Here is a 14,695-nt window from a genome sequence, read left to right on the forward strand (position 1 = left end):
GGCTGCCAAGCCTGCAAAGAAACCCGCCGCGCCGCGTAAAGCTGCGCCCAAGGCTGCCCAGGCAAAGTCCGCCACTCAATCCCCCTCTCTCCAAAACACTTCCAACGAAGGAGTCTCCATGCAACGTCACACCAAGATCGTCGCCACCCTCGGCCCGTCCTCCAATGATGCCGAAACCCTCGAGCGCATGATCCGCGCCGGTGTCGACGTCGTGCGCCTGAACTTCTCGCACGGCAAAGCCGAAGATCACATGAACCGCGCCAACGTGGTGCGCGAAGCCGCCAAGCGCGTCGGCAAGCCGGTGGCGATCCTCGCCGACCTGCAAGGCCCGAAGATCCGCGTCGGCAAGTTCGCCAACGGCAAGACCTTCCTCGAGAAGGGTCAGAGCTTCATCCTCGACGCTGAATGCGAACTGGGCAACGACGAGCGCGTCGGCCTCGACTACAAGGAACTGCCCAACGACGTGAAGCCGGGCACCATCCTGCTACTGAACGACGGCGCCATCGTGCTGGACGTGGAAAAGGTCATCGGTGCCGAGATCCACACCCGCGTGCGTCATGGCGGCGAGCTGTCCAACAACAAGGGCATCAACCAGAAGGGTGGCGGCCTGACCGCTCCGGCGCTGACCGCCAAGGACATGGAAGACCTCAAGACCGCTGCCGCCATCGGCATCGAGTACGTGGCCGTGTCTTTCCCGAAGAACGCGGCTGACATGTACATGGCCCGCACCCTGCTGCGCGCTGCCGGCTCCAATGCCCTGACCATCGCCAAGATCGAGCGTACCGAAGCGGTTGAACCGCAGACCCTGCGCGAAATCCTCGAAGCCTCTGACGGCCTGATGGTCGCCCGTGGTGACCTGGCTGTGGAAGTCGGCGAAGCCGCCGTGCCGGCCCTGCAGAAGAAGATGATCAAGCTGGCGCGCGAGATGAACAAGCTGGCCATCACCGCTACGCAGATGATGGAGTCGATGATCTCCAGCCCGGTGCCGACCCGCGCCGAAGTGTCCGACGTGGCCAATGCCGTGCTGGATGGCACCGATGCCGTGATGCTGTCGGCCGAAACCGCTGCCGGCAAGTACCCGGTTGAAGTGGTCGAAACCATGGCGCGCGTCTGTGAAGAAGCCGAGAAGTCCTACCCGAACACCCTGGACCAGGACTTCCTGAACCGCAACTTCACCCGCATCGACCAGTCGATTGCCATGGCCGCCCTGTTCTCGGCCCACCACCTCGGCGCCAAGGCGATCGTGGCCCTGACCGAATCGGGCTCCACTGCGCTGTGGATGAGCCGCATGCACTCGGGCACCCCGATCTACGCCCTGACCTCGCAGCAAGACACCGTCGGCAAGACCGCGCTGTACCGTGGCGTGTTCCCGATCGCCATGCCGCGCATCACGGACAGCAGCGAACACCTGCTGCACGAAGCCGAACTCACCCTGATCAAGCACAAACTGGTGCAGCCGGGTGACATCGTGGTCGTGACCGTGGGCGAACCGCTGGGCCAGTCCGGTGGTACCAACAGCCTGAAGATCGTCAAGATCGGCGGCTGAGCCTAAGCCCGCTATGCGGGTTTATGCAGCAGCCCGCCTGAAGGCCAAAAACGGCTCTCCTTGCAAAAGGGGGGCCGTTTTTTCATGAGGCGGGAATTGTGCACATGCGATAACAAGTTCAGCACGGTAGAATCGCGTCCTGCAGGGTGGCTGCCAGCAGTCATCACGAACACTTCGACAATCCCAGAGGACTCCCATCATGGCTCTCGTTTCCATGCGCCAGCTGCTCGACCACGCAGCCGAATTCAGCTACGGCCTGCCCGCGTTCAACGTAAATAACCTTGAACAGGTCACCGCCATCATGGAAGCCGCCAATGAACTGGACAGCCCGGTGATCATGCAAGCCTCCGCCGGCGCCCGCAAATACGCCGGTGAAGCTTTCCTGCGCCACCTGATCGACGCCGCCGTCGAAGCCTATCCGCACATCCCGGTCGTCATGCACCAGGATCACGGCCAGAGCCCGGCCGTGTGTATGGCCGCAATCAAGAGTGGCTTTTCCTCGGTGATGATGGACGGCTCCCTGCTGGAAGACGGCAAGACCCCGTCCTCCTATGAATACAACGTCGAAGTCAGCCGCGAAGTGGTGAAGTTCTCGCACGCCATCGGCGTTTCCGTGGAGGCTGAACTGGGCTGCCTCGGCTCGCTGGAAACCGGCATGGCCGGTGAAGAAGACGGTATCGGCGCCGAAGGCAAGCTGGATCACAGCGCCATGCTGACCGATCCGGATCAGGCCGTCGACTTCGTCAAGCGCACCCAGTGTGACGCACTGGCGATTGCCATCGGCACCAGCCACGGTGCCTACAAATTCACCCGCAAGCCCACTGGCGACATCCTCGCCATCGACCTGATCAAGAAGATCCACGAGCGCCTGCCCAACACCCACTTGGTGATGCACGGCTCGTCCTCCGTGCCGCAGGATCTGCTGGCAATCATCCGCCAGTACGGCGGCGACATCGGCGAAACCTACGGCGTGCCGGTCGAGGAAATCGTGCAGGGCATCAAGTACGGCGTGCGTAAGGTGAACATCGACACCGACATCCGCCTGGCCATGACAGCCGCCGTCCGCAAGTACCTGTTCGAGAATCCTTCCAAGTTCGACCCGCGCGACTACCTCAAGCCGGCCCGTACCGCCGCCCAGGCCATCGTCAAGGCGCGCATGGAAGCTTTCGGTTGCGCCGGTCAGGCCAGCAAGATCCGCCCGATCGCGCTGGACAAGATCGCCGCGGCCTACAAGAGCGGCGCACTGGCCCAGCAGGTCAAGTAAGCAAGTACTTGCCGCACTGACAAGGCCTCCCGCGCGGAGGCCTTGTTCTTTTCAAGGACTCAGTAACGCCCGGTGCGCCGATCGTAGGCCTGTGAAAACCGCTGGCTCAGATCCGGATCACGCTCGACCGGTCCTTTGGCATCGAACTGCACGCGCACGCTACCATCGGCCTGCCGCCAGACCTGAATCGTCACCGCGATACCTTCGCGCGAGCCCCGGATCACGCCACTGGCCTGATCCTGACTGCTCAGGGTGATCCCGGCATCCTGTGCTGCGGCCAGCGCACCGTACCAGGCCCGCTCGAAGTTGCTTGGCGAAGCCGAAAGCTGGCCAGGGCCAGGGGGCGATTCGTAATAAACACACGCCGCCAGCACGCTGGTGGTCAGTGCCGCAAGAAGAGCGGAGCGAAGAATTCTATACATGCGACCTCCCGACAACGCGTGCTTGGCAGCCGCATTGTGCCATCAGGCCGCAGCCGTCTCGCGCAATAAGCCCTCACCTGCACCAAGGTCCAGCTAAGATCGGCCTCACGCCTCGTACCGACAGATCATCACCTTGCCACATACCGCTCCCCCTTCCGACGCAGCCGAAGAACTCGAACTCGCCGCCTCTGACGACGCCATCGAGGCCTATCTCGCCCGCTTCAATGCCCGCCTGATCCACGGCAACGACGCCATCTCCATCGAAGTGAGCGGCGAAGCCGCTGGCGTGCCCTTCCGGCTGGTGCCGGATCGAGGCTCGCTGGCGCGGGTGATGAAGTGGCGCAAGCTGCATGCGGTGCAGCGTCTGGCCCTAGTACAGGAGCGCCTGAATGCCGACACCCTGGCCGAGTTGCAGGTCGAGATCGAGCACTTCATCGCCGGCGTTGAGCGCCGCGCACGCCAAGCGGGGCTGGATGCGCTGCCTTTACTCGGCGCGCTGCAAACCGGCCGCGAGCTCGCCAGCCGGCGCTTCCAGGTGGTGGAAGACCGCCTCGCCGAGGCGCTCTTCCAGCAGAAAGAACACAGCCAGGCCGAGGCCGCGCTGCACTCCGTGCGCCTCGCCCGTTACCCGGAATCCTTCGAGCTGGCCACCGGCATGCGCCGCCGCTTCATCGCCATTCTCGGTCCGACCAATTCCGGCAAGACCCATCAGGCCATGGAAGCGCTGGCCGCGGCCGCAAGCGGTGTGTACCTCGCACCACTGCGTCTCTTGGCACTGGAGAACTACGAGCGTCTGGTGGATCGGGATGTGGCGGTGAGCCTCGTCACCGGTGAAGAGCGCCGCCTCACCGAAGGTGCTACCCATGTCGCCAGCACCATCGAGATGATGGACGCAACGCGCGCAGTGGAAATCGCCATCATCGACGAGATCCAGATGCTCGAAGATCTGGAGCGCGGCTCGGCGTGGACCGCTGCGGTCTGTGGCGTACCGGCAAAAACCGTTTACCTGCTCGGCTCGCTGGCAGCGCGCCCGGCGATCGAAGCGCTCACTCAGCGCCTGGAGTGCCCGCTGGAGGTCATCACCTTGCAGCGCAAGTCGCCACTGGAGATGGAAGCCCAGTGCGTCGGCAATGTCGGCAAGCTGTTGCGCGGCGATGCGCTGATCGCCTTCTCGCGCCGCGAAGTGCTGGAATGGGCGGCAAACATCACCAAGGCGGGGCTCAAGGTCGCCACGATCTACGGTAACCTCTCGCCCGAAGTGCGCCGCGCCCAGGCCCAGCGCTTTCGCGATGGTGAGGCCGACGTGGTGGTGGCCACTGACGCCATCGGCATGGGCCTGAACCTGCCGATCCGGCGCGTGGTGTTCAGCACCGCAAAAAAATACGATGGCATCTCCGAAGACATCCTGCCGGCTTGGCTCACCCACCAGATCGCCGGCCGGGCGGGGCGCTACGGCATTCACGAGGCCGGCCATATCGCCGGATTCGACGATCACACCCACCGCCTGATTGCACGCCTGATGAAGACCCACGCCAGCGCCCTGCCGCGGCGCGGCTTCTACGTCACGCCCTCGCTGCAGCAGCTCGAAGCCATCGCCCGCGCCACCGGCGAGAAATCGCTGGCCAAGCTGCTCGAACTCTTCTCGCGCAACATCGATCTATCGGACGATTTCTTCCTGCCCGGCAATCTGGAGGAACAGATCAACCGCGCGCTGTGGCTTGATCAGCTGCGCCTGCCGCTGGCCCAGCGCTTCACCTTCTCGCTGGTGCCGATCTCCAGCCGCGTACCGATGCTCAACGACGCCTGGCAGGGCTGGGCGCGCAATGTCGCCCGGCAACGCCCCAACTACCTGAGCGAAGACCTGGAAGCCTTCGAGCGCGCCCGCTTCCCGCTGCAGGCGGCCGAAGATGCCTGCAAGAAATACTCGGCCTATGCCTGGCTCGGCTACCGGATGCCGGACTACTTCCCGGATGCCGAAGCGGCCGTGGCAATTGCCCGCGAAACCTCGGAGCGCGTCGACCAGATGCTCGCCAGCCAGCACCAGAGCCACCAGCGAGCTGCCGTGCGGGACGACCGCTTCGGCCACAAATCCGGCCAGCGCCGCAGCAGCGGGCCATCGCGCGGCGGGCATCTGCGCCGGGGGCGCTGAAGATTCGCCTTGCCGCAGGTTTCCACTACAATTGCGCCTCCCCCAACGCAACACAGGAATCCCGTCATGGCACGCATGGTCAAGTGCATCAAGCTCGGCACCGAGGCCGAAGGCCTCGACTTCCCGCCCGTTCCCGGCGAACTGGGCAAGAAAATCTGGGAAAACGTCTCGAAAGAGGCCTGGCAGCAGTGGATCAAGCATCAAACCATGCTGATCAACGAAAACCGCCTCAACCTGATGGACCCGAAGGCCCGCAAATATCTCGCCGAACAGATGGATCGCCATTTCTTCGGCGGTGGCGCGGATGCCGCCACCGGCTTCGTTCCGCCCGCCCAGTAAGCGGCCAGAGACTGCGCCCGGCGCCGGACAGCTTCCGGTGCCCGAGCCTGTTTCCGCTTCCCTTCATTCCTTTCCACGGTTTCCCGCCATGAGCCAGCCCCTCTACGAATCCTCGATCAACAGCCTGCCGCTGCTCGCCCGCGGCAAGGTGCGCGACATCTACGCTGTCGATGAGGACAAGCTGCTGATCGTTACCTCGGATCGCCTGTCGGCCTTCGACGTGATCCTGCCGGACCCGATCCCGCGCAAGGGCCAGGTGCTCACCCAGACGGCCCTGTTCTGGTTTGACAAGCTGGCCCACATCCTGCCCGGCCAGCTCACCGGCATCGCTCCGGAAGACGTGGTGACCGCCAGCGAACGCGATCAGGTGCGCGGCCGAGCGCTGGTCGTGAAGCGCCTGAAGCCCCTGCCGATCGAAGCCGTGGTGCGCGGCTACATCATCGGCGGTGGCTGGAAGGATTACCTCGCCACCGGCCAGGTCTGTGGTCACACCCTGCCGGTGGGCTTGAAGCAGGCAGCCAAACTGGCCCAGCCGCTGTTCACGCCCTCGACCAAGGCCGAGATGGGCACGCACGACGAGAACATCGACTTCGCCAAGTGCGTGGAACTGATGGGTGAAGACCTGTCCGCCCGCGCCCGTGATGCCGCCATTCGGCTCTACGCCGAAGCGCGTGACTACGCCGCCAGCCGCGGCATCATCATTGCGGACACCAAGTTCGAGTTCGGCGTGGATGCTGCCGGCACCCTGCACCTGATCGACGAGGCCCTGACGCCGGACTCCTCGCGCTTCTGGCCCGCCGACAGCTACGCCGAAGGCATCTCGCCGCCGTCCTATGACAAGCAGTATGTGCGCGACTATCTCGAGACGCTGGACTGGAACAAGACCGCCCCGGGCCCGCGCCTGCCGGCTGACGTGATCGAGAAGACCAGCGCCAAGTACGTGGAAGCCTACGAGCGCCTCACCGGCAAGCAACTCGCCGACTGAGCCTGCCGCACCTCCCCGCACTCAGCAAGGGCCGCCCAGTGCGGCCCTTGTCACGTCTACGGTGCCTGAGCATACGTCCACGCATGGCCCCCAGCGGCCTTGCTACAATCGTTCGCACAAAAACACTCCGGGGATATCCATGAAACACATCGCACTGGCAACGGTTTGCCTGATATTGGCGGCCTGCGCCTCCACACCACTGATCGTTGAAGGGCGCTTCCTGCAGATCGGGCCCGCGGACGCCGCATTTTCAGAAATCCCGTTCGAAACCCGTGGCACCTGCGAGATGGTCTTGAAAGAGATGCCTTACCGCCAGCGCAAGATCAGCCACTGCGCGGCCAGCAGTGCAAAGCTGACTTACGGTTTTGACAGCAAGCCGCCTCTGTTAGAACCACTTGTCATTTCCGCACGCAGCATGGAAGCCTGCGAGAAAGCACGCGAAGGCAGCTTGAAATCCGAAGCCAAAGGCAACGGCAAGGTCTTGTCTGAATGCCACAAACTCTGATCGGACACCCAATGCGCCACTCTCTTTCACTCGCACTGCTATGTCTCACGCTCAGCGCCTGCGGCGCCAAGATCCTGCGTGCCGACGGCCCCTACCTGCAGGTCGGGCCGACCGATGCGCCACTGAATGAACTGACCCTGCCGGACAAGGAGCATTGCGAATATCTGATCGGCATTTTCGGCAACCAACCTGTACGCTGCACGGCGGAGTCCATCAAGCTGCCATTTGCCGGCAAGGTCCACAACGATTTCTGGAAACTCTCGATCCCGGTCACCGGGCGCACACTCACGGCCTGCAGCGAAACCCTCAGCCGGATCGGCAAGAGCAAGGGCTGGGACATCGAGGAGGCCTGCGTTCAGGTGGGTGAGCCGATTGCAGCAACAGCGGCCAGCGTCGATATGGACAAGCCAGCATCACGCAGCACCCGTAGTCCAAAGAGACAAATGCCCGCAGCTCAGAACGGCCAAGCGGCCACTCCCTGATTCCGGCAGGCACAAATCGGGCAGAATACTTGCTCCCGCCCGCTGCTGCCGGAGCCCCTGCCCATGCGCTGCCCTGCTGCCCTACTGACCCTGCTGCTTGTACTTGCCGGCTGTGCTGCCCCCACGCCTTCCAGACCGGCACTCAACATCGAGCCGGGTCACCTGCCAACAGCAGATCTGGCACTGGACATTCCCGGCCTCGGCCCCTGCACCGACAACCCGGATCGCACCCTGCGCATCCGTAGTGGCGAGCCGGTCAACATCATGGTGCATGGCTGCTTCGGCTCCAGCGGGGAATTCCGTTCGCTGGCCCAGGTGCTGGCCTTCCACGGCCAACAAAGCGCCTGCTTCACCTACGATGATCGTGCCGCGCTGGACGACAGCGCCAGCGCCCTGCGGCGTGCCCTGCATCTGCTCGATGAGGGTGGCAGCCGCCCGGCCGTCACGGTGATCGGTCACAGCCAGGGCGCACTGATTGCACGCCGGGCGCTGAGTGATCAGCCTCTGACCGAAGCCTTGCCAGCGGGAGGTAGCAAGGAACTGGTGACCGTTTCCGGTCCCTTTGCCGGCATCAAGGCTGCCGCGCCCTGTGGTATAGGCTGGCTCCGCGTCGTGACGCTGGGGCTGATGCCGGCGTCCTGCCACATGGTCACCGGCGCCAAGTGGGCGGACATCACCTGGTCCTCACGTTTCATCCGCCAGCCCGGTGGCCTCGCTACGCAGGTGACTCGCCACCTGAAGATCGACACCGACGAGCGCAATACCTGCCGCCGTTTTGAAGGAAGCCGCTGTGTGGAGAGTGACGAGATTTTCGCGCTCGCCGAGCAGCAGCAGCCTGCCGTCGATGGTGATCCACGCACCACACGGCTGGAGCTGCAGGCCGGTCATGTCGAGATCATTGGTGATCGTGAGGTGGCGCCACTCAAGCTGATTGCCGCCCTGCAAGCAGAAGGCGTGATCCGGCCCACCCCGATCACGCAGCGCCCGGCCTTCCGCCAATTGCTGGCGCAAGTCTATGGCGATGCACGCCTGGTGGCCGCCCGCCCCTGAAACCCCACTCCCGCGTTCCAGGCCTGAGTCAGGCCGTAAGCATCGCCATCGCCGCCGCGCGCCGGATGCGCGCTTCATCAAGCAGGCGGTTCACCAGTTCGTGATCGGCACCGGCGAAAGCTGCCTGGCGACGGGCAATCTGCTCTTCGAGCGACACGGTGGAGAAAGGATTCGGCGTACCAGCGGCCGAGTTGGCGAGAAACAGGATGTCCGAAAGCTTGCGCGGCGGCCAGCTGCCACTGCACTCCTCCTGCGCGTCGAGCGCGTCGGTGATGGTTTCCGGCGTACCGAGCGACTGCAGCACGGCCTGGCTCACGCGCCGGTCCCAGTACAGGATGAACTCAGCCAGCTCGCTCTGCTCTTCGAGCAGCTCGGGGAATTCGTGCGCACGCGCCAGGAGGTAGAACTGGCCGATGTCATGCACCATGCCGGCCAGCAGCGCGGTATCGGGCACCGTGCTGTCGAGCTGGATGGCAATCGCGTAGGACAGCGAGGCCACGTCCAGCGAATGCCGCCACAACTGGTCAGCCAGGCGCCACACCGGCGCAAACTCCTGAGCCGTAGCCAGCTGATCGCCGATCACGGCCAGTGCCAGGGTACGGGCATTATTCACCCCCACCCGCATCAGCGCGCGCTGCACATCCGTCACCTCCACCCCGGCCGGGTTGAAGAAGGCCGAGTTGGCCATGCGCAGCAGCTTCACCGAGAGCAGTGGCTCCAGGCTGATCACCCGGGATACCGACGTGAGGCTCGAATTCTGATCATCCAGCGCGCGCCGGATCTTCATCGTGGCCTGCATGCTGGTCGGGAAGACCAGTTCACCGCTCTTCAATTCCTTTTCGATGGCGGCACTGAAAGCCGCCCGTCGATCGCCTGTTTCCGCCATAGTCCAACCCTCTCGCGCCGATTTTTGCCGCTCTGCCTTATTGACGGCAGAATGGCACCTGAACTTCAGTATTTGCCTCCAGGACTCGAAAATGACCTCTCCCCTGCTCGATTTCTCCTCCCTGCCCCGTTTCGATGCCGTCACCCCGGAAGAGGTCGGCCCGGCCATTCGTGAGCTGCTGGAAGCAGGCCGCGCCCTCATCGCGTGCCAGACCGCTCCTGAAGTGCCAGCCACCTGGGATGCCTTCGTAGCCCCGATGGTGGATGCCGGCGAGCGGCTGTCGCGCGCCTGGGGCATCGTTGGCCATCTCCACAGCGTGCTCGACGTACCGCCCTGGCGCGATGCCTACAACGCCCTGCTGCCGGAAGTAACGCGCTACTACTCCGAGCTCGGGCAGAACCTCGCCCTCTTCGCCAAGTACAAGGCCCTGCGCGCTTCGTCAGAGTTCGCCCGCCTGAGCAGCGTGCGCCAGCGCATCATCGAGAATGAGATCCGTGATTTCCGCCTCTCTGGTGCCGAGCTGCCCGAAGACCAGAAGCCGCGCTTCCAGGCGATCCAGGAAGAGCTCGCCGCGCTGGCCGCGAAGTTCTCAGAAAACGTGCTGGATGCCACCAACGCCTACACCGAGCATGTCACCGACGAAAGCCGCCTGGCCGGCCTGCCGGCCGACGTGATCGCCGCAGCGCGCAACGAGGCCGAAGCTGCAGCCAAGCCGGGCTGGCTGTTCACGCTGCGCATGCCTTCCTATCTGCCGGTGATGCAGTACGCCGAAGACCGCAGCCTGCGCGAAGCCATGTACCGTGCCTCGGCCACCCGCGCCTCCGAGTTCTCGGCCGAACTGGGCCATCCGGAATGGGACAATGCGCCGAACATCGCCCGCATCGTCGCCCTGCGCCGCGAAGCGGCCGGCATGCTCGGCTACCAGAGCTATGCCGAAGTCTCGCTGGTACCCAAGATGGCCGAGTCACCGGAACAGGTGCTGGCCTTCCTGCGCGATCTGGGTGCCAAGGCCAAGCCTTTCGCAGAGCGTGACATGATGGAACTGCGCGCCTTCGCCGCTAGCGAGCTGGGTCTCAGCACGCTGGAGCCCTGGGATGTGGGTTTCGCCTCTGAAAAACTGCGCCAGGCGCGCTACAGCTATTCCGATCAGGAAGTGAAACAGTACTTCCAGGAACCCAAGGTACTGGCTGGCCTGTTCGGCGTGGTCGAGCGCCTGTACGGCGTGCAGATCCGGGCCGATCAGGCGCCAGTGTGGGATCCGGATGTGCAGTTCTACCGCATCGAACGTGCCGGCCAGCTCGTCGGCCAGTTCTACCTCGACCTCCACGCCCGTGCCACCAAGCGCGGCGGCGCCTGGATGGACAGCGCCCTGTCACGCCGCCGCCTGGCCAGTGGCGTGCAGACCCCGATTGCCTATCTGGTGTGCAATTTCCCCGGCCCGGTGGATGGCAAACCTGCAACATTCAGCCACGACGATGTGCAGACCCTGTTCCACGAGGCCGGCCACGGCCTCCACCACCTGATGACCCGGATCGAGGATCTGTGGGTATCCGGCATTTCCGGCGTGGAATGGGATGCAGTCGAGTTACCCAGCCAGTTCATGGAGAACTTCTGCTGGGAATGGGATGTGATCTGCGGCATGAGCGCCCATGTAGAAAACGGCGAGCCGCTGCCACGCGCGCTATTCGACAAGATGCTGGCGGCCAAGAACTTCCAGAGCGGGATGCAGACCGTCCGGCAGCTCGAGTTTTCGCTTTTCGACCTGCGCCTGCACCATGACTGGGCTTTTGATCCCGCGGCCGGCGTGCAACCGCTGCTCGACGAAGTGCGGCGTGAAGTGGCGGTGAATTTCCCGCCGGCCTGGAACCGCTTCGCCAACAGCTTCTCGCACATCTTCGCCGGCGGCTACGCAGCCGGTTACTACAGTTACAAATGGGCAGAGGTGCTGTCGGCGGACGCCTTCGCGGCCTTCGAAGAAGCCCGCCCAGCCGGCGGCAGCGTGTTCGACAGTCAGGTGGGCGAACGCTTCCTCGCCGAGATCCTCTCGGTGGGCGGCTCACGGCCGGCGCTGGAATCCTTCCGCGCCTTCCGCGGCCGTGATCCGGAAGTGGACGCCCTGTTGCGCCACAGCGGCATGATCGCCGCCTGAAATCCTGCAAGGAGGCAGCATGAAGCATTCGAAGATTCTGTTGGTCATTGCCCTGCTGTGCCTTGCCGGCACGGCGAGTGCCGAGGTCTATCGCTGGACGGACAAGAGCGGCAAGGTGCATTACTCCGACACCCCGCCCACGGAGACCGAGGCCCAGACCCGTCGCCTCTACGACAGCAGCATTGAGCAGGAAAAGCTGCCCTACACAACGCGCCAGGCAGCCAGTCGCTTCCCGCTGGTTCTGGTCACTGGCGAAGGCTGCGGTGAGCCCTGTAAGCTGGCGCGCGACTACCTCGGCAAACGCAAGGCGCCCTTCAGCGAGAAGTTGCTCAAGACCCAGGAAGAGATCGACGCCTACAAGCTCCAGACCGGCAAGAAGGAGTTCAGCGTGCCGACACTGATGGTCGGCAGCCGGGTGCTAGACGGTTTCGAGCCGGGCACCTGGGGCAGCGAGCTGGATCTGGCAGGCTATCCGAAGTAAGCCGCCCGCCAGAACTTTCTCAGCGTCATCTCCCGCAGCGGGCCATCCGGCCCGCTCCCGCTTCCCTGCATCGGCGCCCCGCCGCAGGCAGGAGGCGCTCGCGCGTCCACAGGCAGCGCACCAGGAAATCCCCACCATCATCACTCAAACCTAATATTTGTAATCCTTTGCATTGTTCAATGGCTGGATTTAGCATATTTGCCACTAATATCGATTTTATACTTTGGTATTAGTCGCAAATAACTCCAGGGCTCCCGAAAGTCCGCTCGAACCAACAGGGAACAACAACGATGAACAAGAAGAGCAGTCGTAAGAAGGGCAAGCTTCATCCCGGGCTTCTGCGCGAGACCATCGTCAAGAGCGTGGAACTGACCCGCTATGCTATTCGCAAGGGAAAACCGGACCCGAGCAAGCCGGTAATGACAACCGGGAAGAACCTCGCCTTTGTCGACAAAGGCGTCTCCAGCTGGCGTTTCGAGCTATCGGACCCGCATGCGATCCGTCCGGTGGCTGAACGACCGCCGATGGTGAAGGTGGAGGCACGCTGGTTCTCAACGCAGGAAGCGCTCGAAACCGGCATCAAGGTAGTGAGCGGCGGCAGCGCCAACGTGTTCGGCGCGATGGGCTGCCTGCTGGTGCCGGAAGACTTCAGCATCCCGACCGTCATCGCCACGCCGGACAACGTCGGCTACTACGGCCTGCAACTGATCGAAGCCGGCAGCGATTTCGTGCTCTCGTCGCCCAAGTACGAAATCGCCCTGATGGAGTACGACTACACCAAGGACTACAAGAAAGACTTTCTGATGAAGGTCCACGGTGGTGGTGGCATCTTCGTCGAGACCCACGACTTCCCGCACATCCATATCCCGACTTCGGAAGCATGCGGCGGCTACATCGTGATCGGCAAGCAGATTGCAGAGGAAGTCTTTCACTTCACCGCCTTCCAGATCCCGTATGGCTATGCGCTCTACACCCCGAGCGGCACGATCCACGGCGATGGCACGCTGGTCGGCGTGTATGCGCTGACCGTGGCGGACTCTGCGCTGGCCAGTGCCAACACGGTGCTGGTGTATGACAAGGACAGCCTCGAGATGGCACGCAATGTGGTGCCGGACTGGCGGCCAGGGCGATGAGCGTGCCTGATCCTCGCCCCCATCCCGCCCCCTTCCTGCCAGCCGACCAAGTCACGACGCTGCCGGATCTGGGCGTGCCTGCGCAGACGCAGTTCGCCGGCTACGCCTCGATTCGCCCCCAGCCCGGTGGGCCGGATGATGAGGCCTTGTTCTACTGGTTCGCCGGCACGGCTGACTACAAGAACAGCCCGACCATCCTGTGGTCCAACGGCGGCCCAGGCTCCAGCAGCTTCTGGGGCCTGTTTATCGAAAACGGCCCCTTTGTGTTCAATGAAGACCAGAGTGGCAGTTTCAGGATTGCCAACAATCCAAACGGCTGGAACCAGGTCGCGAACTATCTGGTATTCGAGCATCCGCTCGGCGTCACGCTGTCCTTCGCGAAGGATGAGAAAAATCTCCCGCAGAACGTGAAGCAAGGCATCGATCAGCTCTACCAGGCGCTGATCAATTTCATCCGCCTGCATCCGGAAATCGCGGCCAATCCGCTGATTCTGGCAGGCGAATCCTACGCCGGCACCTATCTGCCCCTGCTGGCCGAAGCCATCCTCACCGGCAATCAGGTGCCGGGCAATCCGGTGCTGGATCTGCAGACGTTAGTACTCGCCGATGCCTGGGTCGATCCGATGACCCAGATGGCCACTGACACCAGCTATGCCCTGAGCCACGGACTGATCACGCCGGAGCAGAAGCAGACGCTCGATACGGACTATGCGCACAATTACCCGCAGATCAATCAGGCCATCCAGCAGCTCTGCGGCCTCTACATGGCGAATACGGCGCAAACCGAGGATCCACCTTTCCAGCCAGTACTGGACTACATCAACCGGGCAGACGTCCGCGCGGCGATCCATGCGCCCGCGGAGCCTGTCGTCACTGAATCGTGGTCCGCAGCAATCGGCAATCTGTATGCGTTTGGCGTGAATGACTCGTATCTCGGTACGGTACAGAAGCTGCTGGACGGTGGCCTGCAGTTCATCATCGTGTCTGGCCTGAATGATGCAAAGGACTGCAACTTCCTCGGCACCGGCGCGTGGCTGCGCCGCCTGCAGGGCGACAGCGCCGCGGCCTTCCAGCGCGCCTCCACGCAGCAATGGAAAGATGATCCCCAGGGGCCAGTGCTGGGCTTCATCCAGGATGGCGGCGGCCTCAGCTGGATCAAGGTGCTGAACGCTGGCCATCTCGCTGCCCACGATCAGCCCCGCCTGATTGGCGCGTTGCACAAGTTGAGCCGAGCATGGTCTTTGCATGCAAAGACCCCCGATACCTGCGGCCCCGGCTGACCCCACCACCTCTGAGAAACTCCG

General features: G+C 63.4%; 14 protein-coding genes. 12 read left to right on the top strand and 2 right to left on the bottom strand.

The features are described 5' to 3' along the window. Window positions 1–118: 118 nt before the first annotated feature. Together pyk and fba are read left to right on the top strand one after the other, a co-directional pair. Complete coding sequence (gene pyk / locus C0V76_RS09450) at window positions 119–1,546, top strand: pyruvate kinase (protein ID WP_101942135.1); 1,428 nt, start codon at window positions 119–121, stop codon at window positions 1,544–1,546. 199 nt (window positions 1,547–1,745) lie between these two features. Then, a complete protein-coding gene (fba, locus tag C0V76_RS09455) occupies window positions 1,746–2,810 on the top strand; it encodes a class II fructose-bisphosphate aldolase (RefSeq protein ID WP_101942136.1) in 1,065 nt (354 codons plus the stop codon). 59 nt (window positions 2,811–2,869) lie between these two features. Here fba and C0V76_RS09460 read toward each other — a convergent pair whose 3' ends face one another. Beyond that, entirely contained in the window at window positions 2,870–3,232 is a 363-nt protein-coding gene (locus tag C0V76_RS09460; RefSeq protein WP_101942137.1) for a hypothetical protein, read from the bottom strand. A 133-nt stretch (window positions 3,233–3,365) separates the two neighbouring features. On the opposite strand from C0V76_RS09460, the gene C0V76_RS09465 reads away from it, so the two are divergent. From C0V76_RS09465 to C0V76_RS09490, 6 genes are all read left to right on the top strand, one after another. Next, entirely contained in the window at window positions 3,366–5,381 is a 2,016-nt protein-coding gene (locus C0V76_RS09465) for a helicase-related protein (protein WP_101942138.1), read from the top strand. A gap of 66 nt (window positions 5,382–5,447) precedes the next feature. After that, the gene (locus C0V76_RS09470; RefSeq protein ID WP_101942139.1) at window positions 5,448–5,720 is read left to right on the top strand and encodes an oxidative damage protection protein; all 273 of its coding nucleotides are present in this window, start codon (window positions 5,448–5,450) and stop codon (window positions 5,718–5,720) included. An 88-nt stretch (window positions 5,721–5,808) separates the two neighbouring features. Further along, window positions 5,809–6,705: a phosphoribosylaminoimidazolesuccinocarboxamide synthase gene (locus C0V76_RS09475; RefSeq protein ID WP_101942140.1), complete on the top strand. Its 897-nt coding sequence runs from the start codon at window positions 5,809–5,811 to the stop codon at window positions 6,703–6,705. A 139-nt stretch (window positions 6,706–6,844) separates the two neighbouring features. Continuing rightward, complete coding sequence (locus C0V76_RS09480) at window positions 6,845–7,210, top strand: hypothetical protein (RefSeq protein WP_101942141.1); 366 nt, start codon at window positions 6,845–6,847, stop codon at window positions 7,208–7,210. A gap of 11 nt (window positions 7,211–7,221) precedes the next feature. Beyond that, window positions 7,222–7,692, top strand: coding sequence for a hypothetical protein (locus C0V76_RS09485; protein ID WP_101942142.1), 471 nt, complete (start codon window positions 7,222–7,224; stop codon window positions 7,690–7,692). A gap of 63 nt (window positions 7,693–7,755) precedes the next feature. Further along, entirely contained in the window at window positions 7,756–8,742 is a 987-nt protein-coding gene (locus tag C0V76_RS09490) for a triacylglycerol lipase (RefSeq protein WP_101942143.1), read from the top strand. A 28-nt stretch (window positions 8,743–8,770) separates the two neighbouring features. Here C0V76_RS09490 and C0V76_RS09495 read toward each other — a convergent pair whose 3' ends face one another. Further along, window positions 8,771–9,628 carry an HDOD domain-containing protein gene (locus C0V76_RS09495; protein ID WP_158239195.1) on the bottom strand — a complete coding sequence of 286 codons (858 nt, stop codon included), beginning with the start codon at window positions 9,626–9,628 and terminating at the stop codon, window positions 8,771–8,773. Window positions 9,629–9,719: 91 nt separating this feature from the next. Here C0V76_RS09495 and C0V76_RS09500 point away from each other — a divergent pair, with 91 nt between their 5' ends. From C0V76_RS09500 to C0V76_RS09515, 4 genes are all read left to right on the top strand, one after another. Next, complete coding sequence (locus C0V76_RS09500) at window positions 9,720–11,777, top strand: M3 family metallopeptidase (RefSeq protein WP_101942144.1); 2,058 nt, start codon at window positions 9,720–9,722, stop codon at window positions 11,775–11,777. Window positions 11,778–11,796: 19 nt separating this feature from the next. Further along, the gene (locus tag C0V76_RS09505) at window positions 11,797–12,258 is read left to right on the top strand and encodes a glutaredoxin family protein (RefSeq protein ID WP_101942145.1); all 462 of its coding nucleotides are present in this window, start codon (window positions 11,797–11,799) and stop codon (window positions 12,256–12,258) included. 290 nt (window positions 12,259–12,548) lie between these two features. Then, a complete protein-coding gene (locus C0V76_RS09510; protein WP_101942146.1) occupies window positions 12,549–13,391 on the top strand; it encodes a hypothetical protein in 843 nt (280 codons plus the stop codon). 2 nt (window positions 13,392–13,393) lie between these two features. Further along, window positions 13,394–14,671: a hypothetical protein gene (locus tag C0V76_RS09515; RefSeq protein WP_158239196.1), complete on the top strand. Its 1,278-nt coding sequence runs from the start codon at window positions 13,394–13,396 to the stop codon at window positions 14,669–14,671. Window positions 14,672–14,695 lie beyond the last annotated feature (24 nt).

The sequence above is a fragment of the Uliginosibacterium sp. TH139 genome (genome assembly GCF_002855595.1).
Lineage (GTDB): Bacteria > Pseudomonadota > Gammaproteobacteria > Burkholderiales > Rhodocyclaceae > Uliginosibacterium > Uliginosibacterium aquaticum.